Source organism: Streptomyces sp. NPDC049915 (assembly GCF_040656475.1).
In the GTDB taxonomy this organism is placed as follows: domain Bacteria; phylum Actinomycetota; class Actinomycetes; order Streptomycetales; family Streptomycetaceae; genus Streptomyces.
The window spans coordinates 149,032-170,085 of record NZ_JBFAMH010000012.1 but is presented as its reverse complement, the minus strand read 5'-3'; the positions used below and the strand labels follow the sequence as shown (position 1 = coordinate 170,085).

The 21,054-nt window shown below is 73.3% G+C and carries 24 protein-coding genes; 12 read left to right on the top strand and 12 right to left on the bottom strand.

Annotated elements, in window-relative coordinates:
• Positions 1–14: 14 nt before the first annotated feature.
• The 3 genes from AB0J12_RS22340 (at position 15) to AB0J12_RS22330 (ending at position 2,446) form a co-directional block, all read left to right on the top strand.
• Positions 15–905 carry a LacI family DNA-binding transcriptional regulator gene (locus AB0J12_RS22340; protein ID WP_363266086.1) on the top strand — a complete coding sequence of 297 codons (891 nt, stop codon included), beginning with the start codon at positions 15–17 and terminating at the stop codon, positions 903–905.
• 129 nt (positions 906–1,034) lie between these two features.
• Positions 1,035–1,928, top strand: a complete 894-nt coding sequence (locus tag AB0J12_RS22335; RefSeq protein WP_363266085.1) for a hypothetical protein — start codon at positions 1,035–1,037, stop codon at positions 1,926–1,928.
• Between the two features lie 14 nt (positions 1,929–1,942).
• On the top strand, positions 1,943–2,446 hold the full coding sequence (locus AB0J12_RS22330) for a hypothetical protein (protein ID WP_363266084.1): 504 nt from the start codon (positions 1,943–1,945) through the stop codon (positions 2,444–2,446).
• A gap of 57 nt (positions 2,447–2,503) precedes the next feature.
• Here the strand turns inward: AB0J12_RS22330 and AB0J12_RS22325 are convergent, their stop codons facing one another.
• The 3 genes from AB0J12_RS22325 to AB0J12_RS22315 form a co-directional block, all read right to left on the bottom strand.
• Complete coding sequence (locus AB0J12_RS22325; protein ID WP_363266083.1) at positions 2,504–3,193, bottom strand: restriction endonuclease; 690 nt, start codon at positions 3,191–3,193, stop codon at positions 2,504–2,506.
• Between the two features lie 82 nt (positions 3,194–3,275).
• Positions 3,276–4,850 (bottom strand): amidohydrolase, encoded by a 1,575-nt coding sequence (locus tag AB0J12_RS22320; protein ID WP_363266082.1) that lies wholly within the window; start codon positions 4,848–4,850, stop codon positions 3,276–3,278.
• A gap of 58 nt (positions 4,851–4,908) precedes the next feature.
• On the bottom strand, positions 4,909–6,441 hold the full coding sequence (locus tag AB0J12_RS22315; protein ID WP_363266081.1) for an APC family permease: 1,533 nt from the start codon (positions 6,439–6,441) through the stop codon (positions 4,909–4,911).
• A 98-nt stretch (positions 6,442–6,539) separates the two neighbouring features.
• Between AB0J12_RS22315 and AB0J12_RS22310 the strand changes: the two genes are divergently transcribed.
• Complete coding sequence (locus tag AB0J12_RS22310; RefSeq protein WP_363266080.1) at positions 6,540–7,157, top strand: TetR/AcrR family transcriptional regulator C-terminal domain-containing protein; 618 nt, start codon at positions 6,540–6,542, stop codon at positions 7,155–7,157.
• On the opposite strand, the gene AB0J12_RS22305 is transcribed toward AB0J12_RS22310, so the two are convergent.
• Complete coding sequence (locus tag AB0J12_RS22305; RefSeq protein WP_363266079.1) at positions 7,158–7,631, bottom strand: hypothetical protein; 474 nt, start codon at positions 7,629–7,631, stop codon at positions 7,158–7,160.
• Positions 7,632–7,815: 184 nt separating this feature from the next.
• Between AB0J12_RS22305 and AB0J12_RS22300 the strand changes: the two genes are divergently transcribed.
• The gene (locus AB0J12_RS22300; protein WP_363266078.1) at positions 7,816–8,196 is read left to right on the top strand and encodes a luciferase family protein; all 381 of its coding nucleotides are present in this window, start codon (positions 7,816–7,818) and stop codon (positions 8,194–8,196) included.
• An 81-nt stretch (positions 8,197–8,277) separates the two neighbouring features.
• Here AB0J12_RS22300 and AB0J12_RS22295 read toward each other — a convergent pair whose 3' ends face one another.
• From AB0J12_RS22295 to AB0J12_RS22285, 3 genes are all read right to left on the bottom strand, one after another.
• On the bottom strand, positions 8,278–9,090 hold the full coding sequence (locus AB0J12_RS22295) for a MerR family transcriptional regulator (protein ID WP_363266077.1): 813 nt from the start codon (positions 9,088–9,090) through the stop codon (positions 8,278–8,280).
• On the bottom strand, positions 9,083–9,625 hold the full coding sequence (locus tag AB0J12_RS22290) for a VOC family protein (protein ID WP_363266076.1): 543 nt from the start codon (positions 9,623–9,625) through the stop codon (positions 9,083–9,085). The genes AB0J12_RS22295 and AB0J12_RS22290 overlap by 8 nt, the downstream gene beginning before the upstream one ends.
• A gap of 71 nt (positions 9,626–9,696) precedes the next feature.
• Positions 9,697–10,212 carry a DinB family protein gene (locus tag AB0J12_RS22285; RefSeq protein ID WP_363266075.1) on the bottom strand — a complete coding sequence of 172 codons (516 nt, stop codon included), beginning with the start codon at positions 10,210–10,212 and terminating at the stop codon, positions 9,697–9,699.
• A gap of 156 nt (positions 10,213–10,368) precedes the next feature.
• Between AB0J12_RS22285 and AB0J12_RS22280 the strand changes: the two genes are divergently transcribed.
• The 3 genes from AB0J12_RS22280 (at position 10,369) to AB0J12_RS22270 (ending at position 14,495) form a co-directional block, all read left to right on the top strand.
• Positions 10,369–10,557 carry a hypothetical protein gene (locus AB0J12_RS22280; protein WP_363266074.1) on the top strand — a complete coding sequence of 63 codons (189 nt, stop codon included), beginning with the start codon at positions 10,369–10,371 and terminating at the stop codon, positions 10,555–10,557.
• 404 nt (positions 10,558–10,961) lie between these two features.
• Entirely contained in the window at positions 10,962–12,956 is a 1,995-nt protein-coding gene (locus tag AB0J12_RS22275; RefSeq protein ID WP_363266152.1) for a SpoIIE family protein phosphatase, read from the top strand.
• 93 nt (positions 12,957–13,049) lie between these two features.
• Positions 13,050–14,495, top strand: a complete 1,446-nt coding sequence (locus AB0J12_RS22270) for a glyceraldehyde-3-phosphate dehydrogenase (protein ID WP_363266073.1) — start codon at positions 13,050–13,052, stop codon at positions 14,493–14,495.
• A 395-nt stretch (positions 14,496–14,890) separates the two neighbouring features.
• Here the strand turns inward: AB0J12_RS22270 and AB0J12_RS22265 are convergent, their stop codons facing one another.
• Positions 14,891–15,304 (bottom strand): VOC family protein, encoded by a 414-nt coding sequence (locus AB0J12_RS22265; RefSeq protein WP_363266072.1) that lies wholly within the window; start codon positions 15,302–15,304, stop codon positions 14,891–14,893.
• Positions 15,305–15,387: 83 nt separating this feature from the next.
• The gene (locus tag AB0J12_RS22260) at positions 15,388–16,305 is read right to left on the bottom strand and encodes an arylamine N-acetyltransferase (RefSeq protein WP_363266071.1); all 918 of its coding nucleotides are present in this window, start codon (positions 16,303–16,305) and stop codon (positions 15,388–15,390) included.
• Positions 16,306–16,528: 223 nt separating this feature from the next.
• Between AB0J12_RS22260 and AB0J12_RS22255 the strand changes: the two genes are divergently transcribed.
• A complete protein-coding gene (locus AB0J12_RS22255) occupies positions 16,529–16,963 on the top strand; it encodes a hypothetical protein (protein ID WP_363266070.1) in 435 nt (144 codons plus the stop codon).
• 67 nt (positions 16,964–17,030) lie between these two features.
• On the opposite strand, the gene AB0J12_RS22250 is transcribed toward AB0J12_RS22255, so the two are convergent.
• The 3 genes from AB0J12_RS22250 to AB0J12_RS22240 are packed head-to-tail and all read right to left on the bottom strand — an operon-like array spanning position 17,031 to position 18,842.
• A complete protein-coding gene (locus tag AB0J12_RS22250; protein WP_363266069.1) occupies positions 17,031–17,483 on the bottom strand; it encodes an RpiB/LacA/LacB family sugar-phosphate isomerase in 453 nt (150 codons plus the stop codon).
• A 58-nt stretch (positions 17,484–17,541) separates the two neighbouring features.
• Complete coding sequence (locus tag AB0J12_RS22245; RefSeq protein WP_363266068.1) at positions 17,542–18,477, bottom strand: M48 family metalloprotease; 936 nt, start codon at positions 18,475–18,477, stop codon at positions 17,542–17,544.
• The gene (locus AB0J12_RS22240) at positions 18,474–18,842 is read right to left on the bottom strand and encodes a BlaI/MecI/CopY family transcriptional regulator (RefSeq protein WP_363266067.1); all 369 of its coding nucleotides are present in this window, start codon (positions 18,840–18,842) and stop codon (positions 18,474–18,476) included. The genes AB0J12_RS22245 and AB0J12_RS22240 overlap by 4 nt, the downstream gene beginning before the upstream one ends.
• 107 nt (positions 18,843–18,949) lie before the next feature.
• On the opposite strand from AB0J12_RS22240, the gene AB0J12_RS22235 reads away from it, so the two are divergent.
• Genes AB0J12_RS22235 through AB0J12_RS22225 form a run of 3 tightly spaced genes read left to right on the top strand, consistent with a single transcriptional unit; the run spans position 18,950 to position 20,993 of the window.
• Positions 18,950–19,618: a DedA family protein gene (locus AB0J12_RS22235; RefSeq protein ID WP_363266066.1), complete on the top strand. Its 669-nt coding sequence runs from the start codon at positions 18,950–18,952 to the stop codon at positions 19,616–19,618.
• Entirely contained in the window at positions 19,615–20,223 is a 609-nt protein-coding gene (locus AB0J12_RS22230) for a phosphatase PAP2 family protein (protein WP_363266065.1), read from the top strand. Before AB0J12_RS22235 ends, AB0J12_RS22230 begins: the two co-directional genes overlap by 4 nt.
• The gene (locus tag AB0J12_RS22225) at positions 20,220–20,993 is read left to right on the top strand and encodes a phosphatase PAP2 family protein (RefSeq protein ID WP_363266064.1); all 774 of its coding nucleotides are present in this window, start codon (positions 20,220–20,222) and stop codon (positions 20,991–20,993) included. Before AB0J12_RS22230 ends, AB0J12_RS22225 begins: the two co-directional genes overlap by 4 nt.
• Positions 20,994–21,054: the final 61 nt, after the last annotated feature.

The following is a 21,054-nucleotide window of genomic DNA, read 5'->3' as shown; positions in this document are numbered from 1 at the left end:
AGGTGCCGGCGGCGATGGACCGGCTCGACTACCGCGTCAACGTCGCCGCCCGCAATCTGCGCAAGGGCCGCACCGGCACGATCGGCCTGGCCGTGCAGGGAATCAACCAGCCCTACTACGGCATCCTGGCCGGTTCCCTGATCGGCGCGGCCGCCCGGCACGGCCTGCGCGTGAGCATCGAGCAGACCGGCGCCTCCCGGGAGGGCGAGCTGGAGGCGCTGGCGCTGTCCCGCAACCGGCTGTACGACGGGCTGATCCTCGCCACCGCCGGCATGGGCCCGGCCGACGCCGAACGGCTGCGCACCGACCACCCGGTGGTCATCCTCGGCGAGCGCATCTTCGGCGGTCCCGTGGACCACGTGGCCATGCCCAACGCGGCGGCGGCGCGGGCCGCGACCGCGCATCTTCTTCAGCGGGGCTGCCGGCGCGTCGCCGTGCTGTGCGGGCCGGTGACCGAGGAGGCCGACGTCTCCAGCCTGCGCTACGCCGGTTACCGGCAGGCCCTCGACGAGGCCGGGCTGCCCGTCGATCCGGCGCTGGTGCGCGACGGTACGCAGCTCACCATGGCCGGGGGCGCGCGGGCGGTGCAGGCGCTGGTGGAGGCAGGGGTCGACTTCGACGGGCTGTTCTGCGTCGCGGACACGGTCGCCATGGGCGCGCTGCGCGGTCTGGCCGACGCGGGACTGCGGGTGCCGGAGCAGGTCAGGGTGATCGGGTTCGACAACGTGGCGGAGAGCGCGTATCTCGTGCCCTCCTTGTCCACCGTCGACCCGGACCACGAGGTGATGGCCGAGCGGGCGGTGGCGCTGCTGGTGCGGCGGATGGAGCGGGGCGGCTCCCCGGACGGGGCGCAGGAGTTCGTCGGTCCGTTCACGCTCGTGGTGCGGGAGTCGACCGGCGGCTGACGTCCCCTGTGTCCGGGCCGCGCAGGGTCGCCGGAGAATCCGCGCAGGAGTCTCACACGGACTGCACACAGCCTTTCAACAGTCTCGTTAGCGTGACTGGCCGTCCGTACCACCGTCAGGAAGACACCGATGGATTACTGCTCCTCGTGCCGCCGCCACCTCAACGGCGCCCTGGTGTGCCCGGGGTGTGGCGCCTACGCGCCGGACATAGACCCGGGCCTCGACGCCGGTCCCACCGCCTCGGCGCCTTCCGGAGAGCCGGTGAGCATCGCTCCGGCCCGGGAGCCGTGGGGAGCGGCCCCGGCCCGGGAGCCGGTGAACACCGCGCCGATCGACCAGCCGTCGGGCGCCGCCGGGGTCTGGGAGCCGTCGGCCGCCGGTTCCGTCGCCGACGAGGCGGGAGCGCAGGACATCGCGTACGAGGGTGGTCCCGCGCCGTCGGGGCGGGCCGCGCGGCGTCGGCAGCGGGCCCGCTGGCAGAAGAACCGGCGCCGGGCGGCGGTCGCGACCGCTGTCGCGCTGGTCGGCGGTGGGCTGACGGTGGCCGCGATGGACCGCGGCTCCGGGGGCCGTGCGCAGGCCGCGACGACCCCGGACGACCACACCATGAACGTCGCCGAGGAGCCGGCGCAGACCTACGCGCCTCCGGTGGCTCCCGAGCCGCGCCGCCCGGCCGGCCACTCGGCGCCGAGCCACGTGACACAGCCCGCGCCCCCGGTCCGGCAGCACACGGACAGCGTCGCGACACCCGCCGCCGTACCGACGACCCACCCCCGGCCGCAGACCGCGGTCCCGGTGCGGCCGGTGATCCGCACCGCGCCGCTGGGCCACACCTCGGCCCCGCAGCCGTCCGGCGCCCCGGTCACCGACCCCGGCGGTACGTCCACGTCGGCGCAGCAGCCGTCGACGCCCGCGGGCTCCGGGAACGACACCGCGCCCGCTCCGGCGCCGTCGGCGACCTCGCCGTCGAACACGACGCCGTCACAGCAGCAGCTCTGCCTGCTCGTGGTGTGTCTCGGCTGACAGGCTCAGCGTCCATGCCGAGCCGTCACGAGGTGCGTCTGCACCGTATGGGCCGCTGGTGGGCCGTCGACATTCCGGGCCTGGACGCGCACACCCAGTGCCGCACGCTCGACGAGGCGGAGGACCTGGCGCGCGAGCTGCTCGCCCGGGCGCTGGGCACCGGACCGGAACAGGTCGCCGTGCACCTGGTGGTCCCGGAGCTGGCGCCCGAGCTGGACTCCGTGGCGGGGGCGCGCAGGCGCCGGGAGGCCGCGGTGGCCGCCGAACGGGAGGCGGTCACGACAGCCGTGCGCATCCTGGTCGAGACGCTGGGCGTCGGTCCGGGAGACGTGGGCCGGCTGCTGGGCCTGCCGCCGGACGAGGTCGCCCGCCTGACTCCGCGCCGCACCTCGGGCACGGCCCACCTCACCCGCGTGCCACCGCCGGGCATTCCCCGCCCGGACCAGCGTCCGGGCCCGCGCACGACCGCGCTCCGACGTTCGCAGAGTGTGCCTGGCCTGGGGCCCGCACCGCGCTGACGCGGCGCGCGGCCCTTGTGGAGGGTCTGGGACCCGGGTGGTTCGGCCCGTGGTCCGTCACTTGCCGTACGCCTGCTTCCAGCGCGCCCGGTGGCGAGCGTCGCCCTGGCCGTGGCCGCTCATCGCGCCGAGGGCCGGCAGGGCGGTGCCGTTGTGCCACAGGCCGAGCAGGTCGCGGTGGACGGCGAGGATGCCGTTGTGCCGGGCGAACTCCTCGGCGGGGCGGCTGAACCGGGTGGTGGTGACGAACACGGCGACCCTGGCGCCGAAATGCACCTTGGCGCCGAGCAGATCGCGCAGTTCGCGGCTGGCCACGGTGCGGCTGGGCGCGTACCGCTTGCACTGGACGACCATGGTGCGGCCGTCCGGCAGGCGTCCCATGACGTCGGCCCCGCCGTCGTAGGCGCCGCCGACGCGCCGCACACGCGTGCATCCGTCACGCCGGCACAGTGCGGCGACCAGTTCCTCGAACTCGCCGCCGGTCATGGCGTCGACGGTGGCGAGGCTGCGCCGGCCGGCTTCGACGGCCTGTTCGTGCCGCCACCGGCGGTCGTGCCGGCGCAGGCCTCGGTCGGTGCGCCACAGCCGGCAGCCGGCCGCCGTGAGACCTCCGGCGAGCACCACGGCCAGGGCGTACGCCCAGCCGGCCGCCGCACCGGCCACCAGCAGGGCGGCGGCCAGGCCCGTGCCGTACGCCGTCACCCCGCGCCCGCGAGCGGATCCGCCCCGTCCACGCCCAGCCGCCACGCCGCCTCCCCTGCCGTCCGTAACGGCAGTGTGGGTGGGGCGGCGCGGCGGCAGTAGGCGCGCGTCGGCCAACTCTGCGTGCTCAGCCCACCGTTCGGTGCGCGATGTGGCCGCCGGTCACGGTCAGCGGCACCGGGGCGCCGGCGACCTCGTCGGCGGGGGCGGTGACGGGGTCGACGCCGAGCGCGGTCAGATCGGCGCGCTGCCCGACCGCGATACGGCCGGCGACGGTCTGTTCCCCGGCCGCGAGGGCGGCGTGGGTGGTGCAGCCCTCCAGTGCCTGGAGGGCCGTCAGCCCGGCCCGGTCGGAGGCGGCGCCGCGGGGCTCGCGGGCCGTGGCGAGGACGGCGCGGGCGTCGTAGTGGGCGATGGGCCAGTCCGAGCCGAGGGCGAGGACCGCGCCGCCGTCGCGCAGGTCACGCAGCCGCCAGGCCCGCCCGGCGCGGGTCGTACCGAGGCGCGTGGACCACTCGTCGGTGCGGTCGGGCCGGGTGTAGGCGGTGTGCGGGGGCTGCATGGAGGCGATCACGCCGAGCTTCGCGAAGCGCGGGACGGTGTCGTCGGGTACGGACTCGATGTGCTCGATCCGGTGCGCGAAGCGGGCGGCCTCCCCCAGTGCCTCCACGGTGTCCAGGACGTGCCGCACGGCCGCGTCGCCGATGGCGTGCGTGGCGGTGCGCACTCCGGCGCGGTGCAGGAAGCGCACCGCGTCGCTGTAGGCCTCGGGGTCGGGCCAGAACGCTTCGGTGCCCTGGCCGTGGCAGTCGGGGTGCTCCAGCCAGGCGGTGCCGCCCTCGACGGTGCCGTCCATGAAGAACTTGACCCCGCCCACCCGCCAGTGCCGGCCGCCCCGCCGCTGCAGGGCGACCAGTTCCTCCAGCGCGGCCCGGTCGGCGCCGGGCATGCACCAGGGGGCGAAGCGCAGCCGCACCGGCAGGACGGTCTCCTCGGCGACGGCGCCGACCAGGTCGGGGTCACCGCCGTCCATGACGTGGGCGCCGGTGAGCCCGGTGGCGGCCATGCCGGTCAGCAACTCGACCAGCCGCGCCCGTCGTTCGGCGTACGGCAGCCGGGGCGCGACCTCGTGGACGAGGTCCATCGCGGCGTGCTCGACGAGGTGTCCGGTGAGCCGGCCGTCGGCGTCGGTGGCGATGGTGGCGCGCTGGGCGAAGGTGCGCGGGCCGGTGATGCCGGCGGCCTTCAGGGCGGCGCCGGTGACGAGGGCGGAGTGGCCGTCGTACAGGCGCAGGAAGGCGGGCGCGCCGTCCAGGACGTCCTCGACGAGGGCGCGGTCGACGGGTCGGCCGCCGAAGACGTTGTGGTCCAGGCCCCAGCCGAGGACCCAGCCGTCGGTGCGGGGCGCCGTGGCGAGCGCGGCGCGCAGCCCTTCGAGGTCGCGGACGTGGGAGAGGTCGGTGCCGGAGGTCATCTCCAGGCCCCACACCGGGTGGCTGTGCCCGTCGACCAGGCCGGGCACGAGGCTTGCGCCGGCCAGGTCCACCACCTCGGTTCCGGCCCCGCACCAGTCGCGTACGCCGGTCTCGTCGCCGACGTACGCGATCAGTCCGTCGCGGACGGCGACCGCGCGGGCCTCGGGCCGGTCCGGGTCGAGGGTGCGGACTCGGGCACCGGTGAGGACGAGGTCGGCGGTGGGCATGGGTCTCCTTGGAGCTCGGCGGGGTGGCCGGGTCGGTGGGGCTCGGCGGGGTGGCGGGTCAGTCGCGGGCGAGGACGGCCGGTTCGGCCGGGCAAGCCGCGGTCTCACTGCCGGGTTCGGCGGCGAAGTGGGCGTACACCTCGGGCCGGTGACGGCGCAGCCAGCCGGCGAGGGCGAGCCCGATGAGGAACACGGCCGGGACGACGGCGACGAGGACGGTGTTCACGGTCGCGGAGGCGCCGGTGAACAGGTCGAGGTGGGTGACCACCAGGGCGATGGCGGTGGCCAGCAGCACCGCGGCGACCACGGGCGCGACGACGGTGCGCAGGGCGCCCTCGCCGTGCCGGATGCGCCGGAAGTAGCAGGGGATGGCGAGCGCGGCCAGCAGTTGCAGCGCCAGCAGGCCCAGCATGCCGGGGGTGTTGACCCACAGCAGCAGCTGGTCGTACGGGTCGGCGCCGGCCGCGGCGAAGGCGAGCACGACGGCGGCGCCGAGCACGGTCTGCCCGATCCCGGCGACGTACGGGGAGCCGTGGCGGGAGTGGACGCGGGCCAGCGCCTTGGGCAGGACGCCCTCCTCGGCCAGGGCGAGGCCGTAGCGGTTGATGGCGTTGTGGAAGGAGAGCAGGGACGCGAGGACGCTGGTGACGATCAGGACGTGCATGACGTCGGCCGCCCAGCCGCCCACATAGGTGGTGATCGCGGAGAAGAACAGCCCGGCGGGGTCCTTCCCGGCCGCCTGAACCACGTGGCTGTCGCCGAAGGCCTGGACGGCGATCCACACCACGAACGCGTAGAAGAGACCGAGGAACGCGACGGCGATGTAGGTGGCGCGCGGCACCGTGCGGTCGGGGTCGCGGGCCTCGCGGCGGTAGATGACGGTCGACTCGAAGCCGGTGAACGCGGCGAACGCGAACGCGAGGACGGCGGCCGTGCCGGGCACGAGGACGTTGCCGGGTGTGAAGGACGCGAGGGACAGGCCGTGCGCGCCGCCCTTGAGCAGGACGCCGCCCGCGAGCAGGACGAGGATGCCGGTCTCGGCGACCAGCAGCACACCGAGCAGCTTGGCGCCGAAGTCGATAGAGCGGAATCCGCCGTATCCGATGACCAGCAGGCCGACCAGGGAGACGGGGAGCCAGGGCACATGCGAGCCGGACAGCGCGTGGACGGTGTCGCGGGTGGCGGTCCCGAGGAGGCCGTAGACGCCGATCTCCATGCCGTTGTAGCCGATCAGGGCGAGCAGGGCGGCCCCGACGCCGACGCTGCGGCCGAGGCCGCGGGTGATGTACGCGTAGAAGGCTCCGCCGCCGTGGACATGGCGGCTCATGGTGGTGAAGCCGATCGCGAAGACGGCGAGGGTGACACCGGCCAGCAGATAGCCGACGGGTGCGCCGATCCCGCCGAGCAGGATCGCCAGCGGGGCGACGCCGGCCATGACGGTGAGCGGGGCGGCGGCGGAGACGACGAAGAACGCGATGTCGGCGGTGCCGAGGGAGCCGCTTCTGAGCGCTGCGGCGGACGGGGGTGAGGCGTGGGTGTCGGGCACGGCGAAGCCCTTCTGAGCTGCGGGCAGGGGACGGGACACGGGCATACGGGATCTCCGGCGCCGTAAACCGAAAGGCTTTCGGTTTCCGCAATGTAGCCTCCCCTTCAGACGACTGGGAAGACCCTGAGGGGGAAGATCAAGACATGGGACGGCCGCGCACACCCCTGCTGGACCGGGAGCGCATCACCACCACGGCGCTGGAACTCGTGGACGAGCAAGGCGAGTTCAGCGTCCCGCAGATCGCGCGGCGGCTCGGGGTGCAGACCGGCTCGGTCTATCACCATGTGGACGGCCGCGACGGCATCGTGGAGCTGCTGCGCGAGCGGGTGGCCCAGGTCATCGAGATCGCCACGCTCGAGGTCCGCCCGTGGGACGCGGCGCTGGCGGCCTGGGCCCGCTCCTACCGGGCCGCGTTCGCGGCGCACCCGAGGGCGATCCCGCTGCTGATGACGAATCCGGTGCGGGCACCGCGGGTGCTGGAGCAGTACGAGCGGGCCGTCACCTTGCTGCTCGACGCGGGCTTCCCGGCGCCGGAGGTGATGCCCGTGCTGGTCGCGCTGGAGAACGTGGTCCTGGGCTCCGCGCTGGACCTCGCCGCGCCAGAGGCGATGTGGGAACTCGGCGACGCCTCGGTCGCCCCGCGGCTGGCCGAGGCCCTGGACGCGGCCGGCCCGCACCGGGCCGACCGCGCCTTCGAACTGGCCCTGGAGGCGTTCCTGGCCCACGCCAGGCGCAGGCTTCAGGAGTGCCGGCAGGACTGATCAGCGGCAGACGTTGCCGTGCCGGACGTCCAGGACGACGCGCCCCGGGGAGTGGAGCGTGTAGGTGCGGTAGTGGGGGTCACTGTGGAAGGCGGCGCCGAAGGAGACCACTCCTTCGAAGTCACCGGTCAGGGCCAGCCCCCGGAGCTGGGACAGACGGATCGTGGTCAGACGCGGCCCCCGGTACACGGACTGCCCGGCCGCGTTGTGCGCGGCTGCGGGCGACAACCTGATGGAGAGGAAGTGGCGCCCCGCAAGCGGTACCCGCTTGCCCGACGCGTCGTAGCGCAGTTGCTTGACCGGCGTCACGGCGACCTTGGGTACGGCGCCCCGGACGTCGATCACGAGGCGGTCGTAGGTGCAGTGACCGGCCCAGCGGGCGTTGGTGACCAGCGCCGTGCTGGGCACCGACCCGGCCTGCGGAGCGGCGGAGGCCGTGGCACCGGCCACGGAGAGACCGATCAGTGCGGCCACGACAGCTGCGGCACGGCGAGGATGATGAAGCATGACGCCCCCCGCTTTCTTCTGGGTGAGGGGACGGAAGTGTCATCAACAAGGACATTCCAGTCGGCCGTACGGTTGCACTCCTCAGGATGCGGTTCGGTTACGTATTGCTCACCCCTTGGTGGCCGGGCCGTAAGCACACCATGATGAGCGCATGACGTTGGCCCTGCGAGCCATGGACCGGCTGGCGAACTGGGCGGATCTCGACGAGACCGCCCCGAGCTGCGGCAACGGACGCGCTCTGCGTTCCGCCCAGGCCGAGATCGCCCACTTCCACACCGCCCGTGATGTGGACCTGCATCTGACCACCTGGGCCATACGGCGCTTCGAACAGGACCTCGGCAGCGCGACCGCGGTGCGGCTGGTCCCGGGGGCGCAGTGGGTGACGGTGCGCCTGGAGGTCGACACGGACATCGACCTGCTGATGACCCTGGTCAGCCTGGCCCTGCGCGCCCATCAGCGGGGCCCGGTCCAGCACGACACACCACCACCGCGCTGCACGGCCCACCCCGGCGTCCCGGCCCAGCGCCGCTAGGTCCTGTGGTTCTCTTCAGGTCAATGCACCTGGGCCCTGTCGTTTCTGTCCGGCGGACCTTGCCGAATCCCGCGCCACCCGCTACTCCCAGGTCGCGGTATCCGGGTCGATGCCGTGGGCGCGCGCACTCGCGTCGACGATGCGCCGGAACCACCCGGCGAGGCCGGCCCGGATGCCGTCGTAATACGCCGCGAAGCCGGGGTCGCCCTCGAATTTGCGGGCAAGGCAGACCTGCATTTGCCTGCTCAGGGGGAAGTACACGGCGAAGACCTTGCGATGCCGCTCCACGAGCGCATCCGCCTCCGGGCTGCCGGGCGCGACGCCCGCGGCCATCGCCTCTGCGAGCGCGCACTCGAAGCCGGCGACCTCGTCGGCGACGGCCTGCCACTCCTCCGGCCCGCGGGACACCGACCGTTCGGCGAACTGCTTCCATTGCGCCGTATCCCCGTATTCCTTACGGGCCTGGCCCGCCCACTCGGGGTCCCACTCGGGGCCGAAGATCACAGCCTGCTGATCGACGGTCAGCAGCAGCCCGCGCTCGTGGGCCTCGATCATCCGGTCGAGACCGGCACCAAGCCGCTGAAGGCGGTCGATGCGCTCGGCGACCTGGCCGCGCTGCGCGCGCAGCGCGGCGGCAGCGGACGTGGCCGGATCGTCCAGGACGGCCCGGATCCGGTCCAGGCCGAGGCCGAGCTCCCGGTAGACGACGATGCGCTGCAGGCGCTCCAGGTCGGCGGCGGTGTAGAGGCGGTAGCCGGCGAGGCTGCGCAGCGACGGGCGAGCGAGGCCGATCTCGTCCCAATGGTGCAGCGCGCGGACGGTCACGCCCAGGCGCTTCGACGCCTGGCCGACGGTGAGGCCGTCAGCGGCGTCGATTCGGGCGGCGTCAAGCATGTTCCTCATTGTCGCCATTGCCTCCCGCCCCGCCGGGCGGGGCGATCCCGACGGCCGCGAGGTTCCGCGCCTGCCGGCTCTCCGGGTCGAAGGGCTTTGCCGCGGTGAACACGATCCGCGCGTTCTCGGGGGTGATCACCGCCACGTCGCGGGTGTTCCAGGGCGTATCTCTCGGCCCTTCGACCGACTCCGGCCGCAGCGCCCGGCAGTCCTCGGCCAGCTCATCGACCTGACCGAGCACGCACGCGAAGCTGACGCTGATCGTCGGCGTCCGCTCCGGCACGCTCTCCGCCGTGACCAGAAGCACGTCCTGGAACGCCCACCGGCGCAAATGCACCAGCGTGCCGGGGATACCGAACAGCTCGAAGAAACTGAGCCCGCGGGTCCAGAAGTCCACGGAGGCCGCCAGATCGCTCGTCGGGATCGTCACGAACGCCGGCATGCCGTAGATGCCGCGGAACGGCTCCGGCGGCACCGCATCCGGGCCGGGAGCGGGCACTGGGCTCATCTCGAAGGCGTTGAAGTAGTCGCTCATGCCCGCCACCCTCCGGCCTCACGCCGCGTGAGGGTCAAGCCGGTCGCGCCCGTCCCGCCGGCCGGAGAGATCTAGTAGTACCCCTTCGCCCCGTCGAGCAGCTCCCGCACGATGTCCGCGTGTCCCGCGTGCCGTCCGGTCTCCTCGACGAGGTGGATGAGCATCCAGCGGAGGTTGGCGTTGCCGGAGCGGAAGTCGGGGTGGCGGCCGACGTCGTCCAGGGAGGCCGTGGCCACGATCTCGTTGCTTCGGGCGCACTGAGCCTCGTACTGCGCGAGCAGTTGCTTCAGCGGGACGCCGTCGGTGCGCCAGTCGGCGTCCTCGTCCGTGTCGTCCAGGGACGGGTTCTGCGTCTTGTCGCCGCCGAGGAACAGCACCTCCAGCCAGGTGTGCTCGACCCACCGCATATGGCTGATGAGCCCGGCCATCGTCATCGCCGGCGAGGTCGGGATGACGGAGCGGTGCGCGTCCGCCTCGCTCAGGCCAGTGCACTTCCATCTGAGGATCTGCCGTTGGAGATCCAGCCAGCCGATGAGCGCGGTGCGCTCGTCGGCCTGCAAGGGGGGACGTTCAAGTGAAGGTGCCATGCCTGCGGACATTAGGGCGCCTGGGCCCTGACTGTCGTCCGATTTTCAGCTGCGCCCCGAGACCGGCTCACCCGACTGGCCGCCACAGGGAGCCAGCCCTGTGCCGTCGTGCTCGGATGGAGACGTCCCTCCCCATTCCGAACCGAGGTAGCTGAGATGCACGAGATGTGGTGCGGCGCAGACACCCGGGGTGAACCGGTGTGGCACGTCCTGACGACCGACAAGACCTCCACGCTGTGCGGAATGAAGAAACGGGAGGAGAGACTCCAGGACCCCGACGACACCGACAGGCACTGCTTCCACTGCATGAAGACCTTCCAGGAGGCCGTGCAGGCGACGATGTGACCGTCGGCGCCGGAGACGGCGGGGGTGCCCTCGCCGGAGACGGCGTGACCGGCGGCGCCGGCGAGCGCTGGGCCGGGCGGGCTCATCCGGCGTACCGTCCGACTATGGGCGGCAAGCACTCCGTACGCCGCAGCGAGCGGCCGCGTCCCCCGGCGGGCGGCAGCCTGCCCGCGGGCACCGGCACGCCGGAGCACGCCTTGGACGCGGCCCTGGCCGACACGGTGCGCCGCACCGGCGCCTCCATCGGCGGGCTCTATCTGATCGCCCGGCGCGAGCAGACGGACGCCATGCCCGAGGCGGCGGAAGGCCGCGTGGAGAGCGGTGCGCAGGGCGGTGCGGAGGGCGGCGGTGCAGAGGGTCGTGCGGAGAACCGCGCGGCGACCCGCCCGGAGAACCGGCCGCCGATGTTGCGCCTGGTGGCCCTGTGCGGGCTGCCCGAGGAGTTCACCACCCCCTGGCAGCGCCTGCCGCTTGACGCTCCCGTCCCGGTCGTGGACGCGATCCACGGCGACCGGCTGGTGTGGGTCGGCAGCCAGGACGACATGGTCCGCCGCTACCCGCGGGCCGCCGCCGTGCTGCCGTACCCCTTCGCGCTCGCCGCGCTGCCCGTGCGCGGCGCGGACCGCTGCTGGGGCGGCATCGTGCTGATGTGGCCGGCGGACCACCCCCGCCGCACCACCACCCGTGAACGCGCCCGGATCATCTCCGGCGCCCGCCGCCTGGCGCAGCTGCTCGACGACGCGCCCACCGCGCCGTCGCTGCCCGAGCGGCCGCGCAGCGTCCCCGTCGACGCGGCACACCACCCGCTGCAGACGGGCCTGGCCGCAGCGGACTACGTGGAGCGGCTGCCGTGGGGAGCCCTGTCACTCGACCTGGAGGGCCGGATCACCTTCCTCTCCCGCACGGCAGCCCGGCTGATCGGCCGCGGTGCCGACCGGCTGCTGGGCACCCGGCCCTGGGAGTCGCTGCCCTGGCTGGACGCTCCGGTCTACGAGGACCACTACCGCACCGCCGTCGTCAGCCGCGCCCCGGTGTACTTCACCGCGGTCCGCCCGCCCGGCGAGGCGCTGGCCTTCGAGCTGTACCCGGACGCCAGCGGCATCAGCGTGCGCGTCACCCCGCAGAGCGGGCCGCTGCCGGACGGGGCACCCGCGGCACCGGCCCGCCGTCCGGGCATCGCCCCCACGGGCCGCCTCTACCAGCTGGTCCATCTGGCGGCCGCGCTCGGCGAGACGGTGGGCGTGCGGGATCTGGTCGCACTGATCGCCGGGCAGATCCTGCCCGCCTTCGGCGCCCAGGGGCTGGTGCTGTCGGCGGCCGACGCGGGCCGGCTGCGGATCACGGGTCACCAGGGCTACCCGCCGGACGTCGTCGAGCGGCTCGACGCCCTGCCGGTGGACACCGAACTCACCCCGGCCGGCCAGGTCCTCGCCAGCGGCGCGCCCGCGTTCCTCTCCTCCCCCGCCGAGCTGGCGGCCGGCTATCCGCGCGCGCCGCGCATCAGCGGGAAGCAGGCGTGGGCCTTCCTGCCGCTGACCGTCGCCGGACGGCCGGTCGGCTGCTGCATCCTGTCGTACGACAAGCCGCACTCCTTCACCGCCGACGAGCGGGCCGTGCTGACCTCGCTGGCGGGTCTGATCGCCCAAGCCCTGGAGCGCGCCCGCCTCTACGACGCCAAGCAGCTCCTCGTGCAGGAGCTCCAGCGTTCCCTGCTGCCGCGCACCCTGCCGACCCTGCCGGGCCTGGCGGTGGCCGCCCGGTATCTGCCGGCCGGGCACGGCGTGGAGATCGGCGGCGACTTCTACGACGTGCTGCGGCTGGACTCGCGTACGGCGGCAGCGGTGATCGGGGATGTCGAGGGCCACAGTGTCGCCGCGGCCGCCCTGATGGGCCAGGTCCGCACCGCCATCCACACGCACGCGACCTCCGGGGCGGCCCCGGACCAGGTACTGGCCAGCACCAACCGGCTGCTCAGGGACCTGGACTCCGAGCTGCTCGTCTCCTGCCTCTACGTCCATCTCGACCTGGACCGGCATCTGATCACCCTGGCCAGCGCCGGTCATGTCGCCCCACTGCTGTGCGCCGGGCCGGGGCGGGCTGGTCCGGTCGAGGTGGAGCCCGGTCCCCTGCTCGGCGTGGACACCCGGGCCCGCTATCCGACCACCTCGCTGCCGCTGCCGCCGGGCGCGGTCCTGGCCCTGTACACCGACGGTCTCGTGGAGGTCCCCGGCGCGGACGCCTCGCAGGTCACGGCGGACCTCGTGGCACACCTCGCCGACGCGGACCACGGTGATCTGCAGGGGCTGCTCGACGGCCTCGTGGACCGTGCGTGGCCCAAGGGCCGCTACAGCGACGACGTCACCGTCCTGCTGCTGCGGGCGGGAGTGGTGGCACGGTGAGCGCGGTCACGTGACGGTGCAGGGGACCACCTGGCGGAGCCATCGGACGGTGCGGTTAGCATATGAGCGCCACCTAGCTCGAAAGTTGGACCCGTGACTGTCAACGACGACTCGTTCACCAACTGGAACCACCGCGAGGAGATCGCGGAGTCGATGATCCCGATCATCGGGAAGCTGCACCGCGAGCGGGACGTGACGGTCCTGCTGCACAGCCGTTCCTTGGTGAACAAGTCGGTGGTCAGCATCCTCAAGACCCACCGATTCGCCCGTCAGATCGCCGGTGAGGAGCTCTCGGTCACCGAGACGATGCCCTTCCTGCAGGCACTCACCACCCTCGACCTCGGCCCGTCCCAGATCGACATCGGCATGCTCGCCGCGACGTACAAGAGCGACGACCGGGGCCTGAGCATCGAGCAGTTCACCGCCGACGCCGTGGCCGGTGCCACCGGTGCGAACAAGATCGAGCGCCGCGAGGGTCGCGACGTCGTCCTCTACGGCTTCGGCCGCATCGGCCGCCTCGTCGCCCGCCTGCTGATCGAGAAGGCCGGCTCCGGCAACGGCCTGCGGCTGCGCGCGATCGTGGTGCGCGGCGGGGGCGCCCAGGACATCGTCAAGCGCGCCTCGCTGCTGCGCCGCGACTCCATCCACGGCCAGTTCCAGGGCACCATCACCGTGGACGAGGAGAACAGCACGATCCTCGCCAACGGCAACGAGATCAAGGTCATCTACGCCAACGACCCGAGCGAGCTCGACTACACGGCGTACGGCATCAAGAACGCGATCCTCATCGACAACACCGGCAAGTGGCGGGATCGCGAGGGCCTCTCGCAGCACCTGCGTCCGGGCATCGACAAGGTCGTGCTGACCGCCCCCGGCAAGGGCGACGTGCCGAACATCGTGCACGGCGTGAACCACGACACGATCAAGCCCGACGAGCAGATCCTGTCCTGCGCCTCCTGCACCACCAACGCCATCGTGCCGCCGCTGAAGGCGATGGACGACGAGTACGGCGTGCAGCGCGGCCACGTGGAGACCGTGCACTCGTTCACCAACGACCAGAACCTGCTGGACAACTACCACAAGTCCGAGCGCCGTGGCCGTTCCGCGCCGCTGAACATGGTCATCACCGAGACCGGTGCCGCCTCGGCCGTCGCCAAGGCGCTGCCGGACCTCAAGGCGCGGATCACCGGCAGCTCGATCCGGGTGCCCGTGCCGGACGTCTCGATCGCGATCCTCAACCTCCAGCTGGCCCGCGAGACCACCCGCGAGGAGGTCCTCGACTACCTGCGGGACGTGTCGCTGACCTCGCCGCTGCGCCGCCAGATCGACTTCATCAGCGCGCCCGACGCGGTCTCCAGCGACTTCATCGGCTCGCGGCACGCGTCGATCGTGGACGCCGGCGCCACCAAGGTCGAGGGCGACAACGCGATCCTCTACCTGTGGTACGACAACGAGTTCGGCTACTCCTGCCAGGTCATCCGGGTCGTGCAGCACGTCTCCGGCGTCGAGTACCCGACGTATCCGGCTCCGGCGGTCTGATCCCCGCCCTGACGGCAGGGACGAGGCCGGTACCCTGTCCCGGGGCGCCGGCCTCCGGCGTGGGGGGCACGATCCGCTGCGCCGTCGCCGGCGACCTCGAGAAGGTGCGGCCGGATGATGCAGACCTCCGCCACCCTGGCCTACGACGACGTCTCCGAGCTGGTCAACCGCTTCGGCGGCCTGTACGTCATGCTGGCCGTCCCGGACGCCGAACTCGACGAGGACGGGCGCCCCGTGCCGACCCCGGGCGGCCGGGGTCCGGTGCCGAACCACCATCCGCGCTTCTACGCCGACGACGACACCCTCGTCACCGGGGGTCCGGCTGCACGCCCATGTGGCCCACGACCATCTGGCCGGGCAGTTGGTCGTGGACTGACGGGCGTGCGCTCGGCGGCTCAGCCCTGCGGCTGGGTGATGTTCATCATCCAGGGCACGCCGAACCGGTCGGTGCACATGCCGAACACATCGCCCCACATCTGCTTCTCCAGGGGCACCGACACCGACGCGTCGGCGGACAGCTTCTCCCAGTAGCCACGCAGCTCGCTGTCGTCGTCGCCGCTGATGCTCACGGAGTAGTTGTTGCCCGCCGTGCGCTGCATCTCGGGCGGGGTGTCCGCGCCCATCAGCGTGAAGCCGGCGGGCGTCTCCAGCATGCCGTGCATGATCTTGTCCGCCTGTGCGGCGTCCGGGTGCCCGAACTCACCGAAGGTGTTCACCGTGAGGGTGCCGCCGAAGACGTCCTTGTAGAACTCCAGCGCTTGGCGGGCGTCGCCGTCGAAGCTGAGGTAGGGGTTGAGACGCGAGGTCATGAGAACCTCCCCGAATCGGGCGAATGGTCAGTTGTCCGCAGACTAGCTCCGGGCACTGACAACGGCCCGCCGGGGCGGCGTGATCATGATCGGGTGAGCAGGGTCAGGCCGCCGGGGACCGCGATGCCGAAGTCCTCGTCCAGGACGCGGCGGACCTCGCGCTCGTCCGTCAGCTCGCGCTCGGTGACCGTGCCGTCCGCGCTGGTGGTGGTCAGCAGCCGGTCGTCGAGGGACAGATGGCCTCCGTCGGCGGTGAGCCGCTGCGCGTGGAGCCTGCGGCTGAACGGCGAGCGCGGGTTGGTGGCGATGTGCCAGTTGATGACCTCGAAGTCGGGATGTTCGAAGGGCTCGACGGTGAAGGCGTACTGCGCCTCCCAGCCGTTCTCGGCGCCGTCCGGGGCCTCGGTGCGCTCCGGGATCTCGGTGTGCTGCCGACCCGCGGCCTGCTCGGTGACGTCGGCCTTTCCCGGCCGGTGTGCTTCGAGCACCCACATCGGCAGCGGCCCGCGATGCGATGCCTGGACCAGTCGGTGCCAGCGTCCCGCGTCGCGGAACTCGGTGCCGGCCGTGAGCGGCACGGCCTCCAGCAGCGCCCCGAGCGCGCCGAACCCGACGTCGGCGAGGTACGGCTGCGGATCGTCCGGGGTCTCGGCCAGCAGCGCCATGTGCGTGCGGGGGCGGGAGTGCAGCCGGTCGGCGCCCACCACGACCCGGGCGGCCAGCCGGGTCACCCGGAAACCGAGCGCGTCCAGGGCGTGGGCGAACAGGGTGTTGTGCTCGTAGCAGTAGCCGCCGCGCCGGCTGTGCAGCAGCTTGGCGGTGAGGTCGGCGATGCCGAGTGAGGGCGCGGTGCCGCTGAGGGCGTCCAGGTTCTCGAACGGGATGGACCGCAGGTGGGCGAGGTGTACGCCCCGCAGGGTCACGGCGTCGGGGCGGCGCTCCCCTTGCCATCCGATGTGCTGGAGGTAGCTGTCGAGGTCGAACCGGGCGGTCTCAGGCATGCCCTCACCCTAAGGATCACCCCCGCTCCCGTCACCGGTCCCTGGTCCGGCGTCCGGCTGCGACCTTCGCCCTGGTCCCGTCTCGCGAGACCCCGCCTGACGAGACCCGCTGTACGGGGCGTCGGGCGCATCGGTCACACTCGTAGGCCGAGATGCGTGTACGCACCACCGGGGTGCCGAGAGGTGCGTGCGCCTGTGCGCTGCGACCCTTCGGAGACCTCATATGAACGCAGTACCTGCCGCGGTGGCGGGCGCCGCTGTCTTCACCTGGCTGGGCATGGTGCTGGCCATCTCGTTCCTGGAGGCTCCGCTGAAGTTCCGCGCGCCGGGCGTGACGGTGGCGCTGGGCCTCGGCATCGGCCGGCTGGTCTTCCGCGCGCTGAACCTCGCCGAGGCCGTCCTGGCCGTCGCCGTCGTGGTGGCCGTCGCCGTGGGGTCGCCGAGCGCGGCGATCGTCACGCTCACCGCCGTCGCGGTGGCGCTGCTGGTGGTGCAGCTCACGGCGGTCCGCCCGGTGCTCAACCGGCGCAGCGACCGGATCCTCGCCGGTGAGGAGGCGCCCCGCTCGCGCGCCCACTTCACCTACATCGCCCTCGAACTGCTGAAGGTGATCGCCCTGGTCGCCCTGGGCCTGACGGCCCTGGCCACGACCGCCTGAGGTCATACGCGTCACGGCGCCCCTGCGGTCGTCCGTCACACGTCCCGCGCGGTGCCGCTGCCGTCCGTCACACGTCCCGCGCGGCGTCCAGGCGGCCGACGCGTGCCACGTTCTCGCGGTCCTCGGGGTCATCGGCGGCCTCGGCCGCGAACCAGGCGTCGAGGATCTCCTTCAGCAGCGGCTCGGACGTCAGGCGCAGGCTGAGGGCGAGCACGTTGGCGTCGTTCCAGCGGCGGGCGCCGTCCGCGGTGTAGGCGTCGGTGCACAGGGCTGCCCGCACGCCGGACACCTTGTTGGCGGCGATCGAGGCGCCGGTGCCGGTCCAGCAGCAGACGACGGCCTGCTCGGCCCGTCCCTCGGCGACCTCCCGGGCGGCCGCCTCGGAGCACGCCGCCCACTGCGGGTCGTCGCCGGGCCGCAGCGCCCCGTACGCCACCACCTCGTGGCCGCGCCGGCCCAGCTCGGCGACCAGGGCGCGGGCCACGGGTTCGTCCATGTCCGAGGAAACGGAGATCCGCATGAATCGGAGCCTACAGCGGCCGGGGCGCGCGCTGCCCGGCTCGCCGGCGAGGCGGGATTCAGTGGCCGGCCGCGTCGCCCTGGGCGATCTCGATGTCCTGGTGGACGCTGATCGCGCCGGTCGCCGCCGTGGTGCAGGACAGCAGCGCGCAGGCGGCCAGCAGGGCGGCCACGCAGGAGGCACCGCGCGGCGCCCGCGCGGCGGGCGACAGGAGGGCGGCCACACGGCGGGGTACGGGCCCGGAGGTGGCCGCGGGGGTCATCGCGGGCCGGGAGGGGTCCGCCGTGTGCGTGGCGAGGGCGGCGCGGGCGATGGCGCGCGCGATGAGGCGGCGGTCGCCGACGGCGGTGGCTGCGGCCTCGTCGGCGGCCCGCTCGGCGGCCAGCCGGATGGCCTCGCGGACCGGACGCAGCGCGGGGTGGCAGTGCGCGGCCAGCTCGGCCGCCGCAAGGAAGTAGTGGTGGCCACCGGCGTTGTGGGCGCGCTCGTGCGCAAAGAGCGCCTCGCGTTCGCGCGCGTCGAGACTGCGCAGCATCGCGGTGGTGACGACGATGCGGTGCGGGCGGCCGGGCAGGGCGTACGCGTCGGGGCGCGGGGAGTCGACGACGCACAGGTCGCCCGCCGGGGGCCGGCGTCCGGCTTCGCACCGCGCGGTGCGCAGACCGGCGGCCTGCCGCAGCACCGTGCGGACCAGGGCGAGCGCGGCGAGGGTGAGCAGGCCGGTGGCGAGCGCGGCCAGGGGCAGGACGAGGCGCGCCGAGGGCGTGTGCAGCGGGTGCACCAGCTCGCCCAGGGCGGCGAAGGCCGGGATGGCGAGCAGGCCGGTCAGCGCGAGGGTGCCGAGCGCCGCGACGGTGCCGGCCGCGAGCAGCAGCGCCGAGACGGTCAGGGTCCACAGCGCGGCCACGGGCGCGCAGCGGTCGAGGATCCTGCGGGCCGGGGCGGGCGCCGCCCAGGGCAGGAACAGGGGGATCAGCAGCAGGGCGATCCTCATGGACTGTCCTCCAGCAGCCGACGCAGGAGCTGCTCGTCGTCCGGGCTGAGTTGGGCGACGAAGCGGGCCAGGACCGTCTCCCGGTCGCTGCCGCGGTCGAGTTCGCTGTGCATGCGCAGGGCGGTCAGGCCGTGCGGGTCCTGCACAGGGCGGTAGGCGTAGCCACGGCCCTGCCGCTCCCGTACCAAGGTCCCCTTCTCGTGCAGCCGGGAAAGGATCGTCGTCACGGTCGTCCGGGCCAGGCCTGAGGCGAGTTCGGCCTGCACCTCGGCCGGGGTCAGCGGTGTGCCCGCCGCCCACAGTGCGGCCATCACGGCGGCCTCCAGCTCTCCCGCCGGCCGGCGTTCGTCCTTTTCGGCGCTCATGGAACGATCCTCACCCCGCGATCGTCTACAGTGTCGTAGACCGTCTACGTGATTGTAGACGATCGGGTGCCGTGCATCCGGTGGCCCGCTCAGAAAGGACTCATGCGATGACCACAGCCGTGGCTCTATCGTCGCAGCTCGCGGTGAATCCACTCGACGCCCGGTCACTGCTGGCCGCTTTCGGTGTCCTCGGCGTCGGCGTCGTGATGTTCGCCGAGACGGGACTGCTGATCGGCTTCTTCCTGCCGGGCGACTCCCTGCTGTTCACGGCGGGCCTGCTGTGCACCGGCACGGAGCAGCACGGCATCCGGCTGTCCCTCGGGCCACTGCTGGCCGCCGCGGCGCTGGGCGCACTGGCCGGTGCCCAGTGCGGCTATCTGATCGGGCGCCGCGCGGGTGGCACCCTGCTCGCCCGCAGCCGCTCGGCGCGGCTGCACGAGGGCGCGCGCAGAGCCGAGGAGTTGCTCACTCGCTACGGGCACGCGAAGGCGATCGTGCTGGCGAGATTCGTCCCGGTGGTGCGCACGGTGCTCAATCCGCTCGCGGGTGCGCTCGGGGTGCCCGCCCGGGTGTTCACCCTCTGGCAGATGGTGGGTGGCCTGGTGTGGAGCGTCGGCCTGACCCTGGCGGGGTACGCGCTGGGCTCCTCCGTCCCGGACGTGGACCGTTATCTGCTGCCGCTGGTCGCACTGATCGTGGCGGTGTCGCTGATCCCGCTCGCCCTCGAGCTGTACCGCGGCCGCAGGCGCGCCAAGGCCGAGGAGGTCCGTGGATGAACCTCGCGTTCGGTGGAGCCTCGATCGACGGCTCCGCGTACCGGGAGGTGGTGGACCTCGCGCAGCGCTCACCGGGCTGGCTGGACACCACGATCAGGGTGTGGTCGGCGTACGGTCTGGCGGTGTTCGCCGTGCTCATGGTGCTCGTCTGGTGGCGGGCCCGGCGCGCGGGGGCCGCGACGGCGGTGACGGCGCTGGCCGTGCCGGTGGTCGTGGTTCTGGCGTACGGGGTGAACGACGTGCTCAAGACGTTCGTGCACGAGGACCGGCCCTGCCAGACCCTTCAGGTGCGCACCCTGGAGGCGTGCCCGGCGCACGGGGACTGGTCCTTCCCCAGCAACCACGCGGCGATCGCCGCCGCGGCCGCCGTGGCGCTGTGGCTCGTCTCACGGCGACTGGGAGCGCTCGCCTGCCTGGCGGCGCTCGCGATGGCCGCGTCGCGCGTGTGGGTCGGCGTGCATTATCCGCACGACGTGCTGGCCGGGCTGGTCGTCGGCGGGCTCGTCGCGCTCGCGTCGATCCTGCTGCTGCGACGCCGGTCGGAGGCGCTGGCCCGACGGCTGACGGCGGCTGCCCCGCTGCGTCTGCTCCTGTCGGCCTCATGATCGGCGAGGACGGCCGCCCGAAGGCCGGAGAGCGCAGCGGGCGGCGCCGGGACGTCGCCGATCTCGCCGGGAGCGCGGGCCTCGGCGCGTGGGCGGCGTTCACCGTCCTGGCGCTGGTCGTCGCCGGCCGGGCCGGTGCGCCGCTCTGGCTCGACGGCAGGTTCCACATATGGTCCGTCGGTCACCGCCCGGAGGAGGCCGTGGCGCTCGCCCGGGGTGTGACCGCCACCGGCACCGGAGTCGTTCCGTACTTCCTCACCGCGCTGGCCGGCGTGGTGGCGGGACGCACGCCGCGCACCCGGCTGCTCGCCGCCGCCATCGGCCTGGCCTGCCTCGGCGCGGGTCAGCTGGCGCGCCACGGGGTGATGGAGCTGGTTCATCGCTCCCGCCCACCCGTGGCGGACTGGGCGGCACACGCGACCGGCTGGGCGTTCCCCTCCGGGCACACCACGACGGCCGCCCTGACCGCCGGGGTGCTCACGGTGGCGCTCACCCTGCGCGCCCCGCGCGGGGGCACCGCGCTGCGGGTCGCCGTGTGCGGCTGGGCGCTGCTCGTCGGGCTGACCCGGGTCTACCTCGGCGTGCACTGGTTCACGGACGTCCTCGGCGGCTGGCTGTTCGCCGCCGGCTGGCTGGGGCTGTGCCTGTGCGCGGCCGCCCGTCTGCTGCCCGCGTCGTTCCTGACCGGCCCGACCGCTCCGGCGGAACAACCGAGGCAGCACCCCGCACCCCGGGACCGCGGACACCGCGGAGGATCGGGCACCGGCTGAGGTCGGGCGGCCGAGCCGGACGCGGGGCGCCGGCGCCTCAGGGGTCGCGGGGTGGGAGGAC

Excerpts from the sequence above, each read along its gene's own strand:
- AB0J12_RS22340 (WP_363266086.1), top strand. The coding sequence starts at position 15 with ATGGACCGGCTCGACTACCGCGTCAACGTCGCCGCCCGCAATCTGCGC.
- AB0J12_RS22335 (WP_363266085.1), top strand. The coding sequence starts at position 1,035 with ATGGATTACTGCTCCTCGTGCCGCCGCCACCTCAACGGCGCCCTGGTG.
- AB0J12_RS22330 (WP_363266084.1), top strand. The coding sequence starts at position 1,943 with ATGCCGAGCCGTCACGAGGTGCGTCTGCACCGTATGGGCCGCTGGTGG.
- AB0J12_RS22320 (WP_363266082.1), bottom strand. The coding sequence starts at position 4,850 with ATGCCCACCGCCGACCTCGTCCTCACCGGTGCCCGAGTCCGCACCCTC.
- AB0J12_RS22315 (WP_363266081.1), bottom strand. The coding sequence starts at position 6,441 with ATGCCCGTGTCCCGTCCCCTGCCCGCAGCTCAGAAGGGCTTCGCCGTG.
- AB0J12_RS22310 (WP_363266080.1), top strand. The coding sequence starts at position 6,540 with ATGGGACGGCCGCGCACACCCCTGCTGGACCGGGAGCGCATCACCACC.
- AB0J12_RS22300 (WP_363266078.1), top strand. The coding sequence starts at position 7,816 with ATGACGTTGGCCCTGCGAGCCATGGACCGGCTGGCGAACTGGGCGGAT.
- AB0J12_RS22295 (WP_363266077.1), bottom strand. The coding sequence starts at position 9,090 with ATGCTTGACGCCGCCCGAATCGACGCCGCTGACGGCCTCACCGTCGGC.
- AB0J12_RS22290 (WP_363266076.1), bottom strand. The coding sequence starts at position 9,625 with ATGAGCGACTACTTCAACGCCTTCGAGATGAGCCCAGTGCCCGCTCCC.
- AB0J12_RS22285 (WP_363266075.1), bottom strand. The coding sequence starts at position 10,212 with ATGGCACCTTCACTTGAACGTCCCCCCTTGCAGGCCGACGAGCGCACC.
- AB0J12_RS22280 (WP_363266074.1), top strand. The coding sequence starts at position 10,369 with ATGCACGAGATGTGGTGCGGCGCAGACACCCGGGGTGAACCGGTGTGG.
- AB0J12_RS22275 (WP_363266152.1), top strand. The coding sequence starts at position 10,962 with ATGTTGCGCCTGGTGGCCCTGTGCGGGCTGCCCGAGGAGTTCACCACC.
- AB0J12_RS22265 (WP_363266072.1), bottom strand. The coding sequence starts at position 15,304 with ATGACCTCGCGTCTCAACCCCTACCTCAGCTTCGACGGCGACGCCCGC.
- AB0J12_RS22260 (WP_363266071.1), bottom strand. The coding sequence starts at position 16,305 with ATGCCTGAGACCGCCCGGTTCGACCTCGACAGCTACCTCCAGCACATC.
- AB0J12_RS22255 (WP_363266070.1), top strand. The coding sequence starts at position 16,529 with ATGAACGCAGTACCTGCCGCGGTGGCGGGCGCCGCTGTCTTCACCTGG.
- AB0J12_RS22250 (WP_363266069.1), bottom strand. The coding sequence starts at position 17,483 with ATGCGGATCTCCGTTTCCTCGGACATGGACGAACCCGTGGCCCGCGCC.
- AB0J12_RS22245 (WP_363266068.1), bottom strand. The coding sequence starts at position 18,477 with ATGAGGATCGCCCTGCTGCTGATCCCCCTGTTCCTGCCCTGGGCGGCG.
- AB0J12_RS22240 (WP_363266067.1), bottom strand. The coding sequence starts at position 18,842 with ATGAGCGCCGAAAAGGACGAACGCCGGCCGGCGGGAGAGCTGGAGGCC.
- AB0J12_RS22235 (WP_363266066.1), top strand. The coding sequence starts at position 18,950 with ATGACCACAGCCGTGGCTCTATCGTCGCAGCTCGCGGTGAATCCACTC.
- AB0J12_RS22230 (WP_363266065.1), top strand. The coding sequence starts at position 19,615 with ATGAACCTCGCGTTCGGTGGAGCCTCGATCGACGGCTCCGCGTACCGG.
- AB0J12_RS22225 (WP_363266064.1), top strand. The coding sequence starts at position 20,220 with ATGATCGGCGAGGACGGCCGCCCGAAGGCCGGAGAGCGCAGCGGGCGG.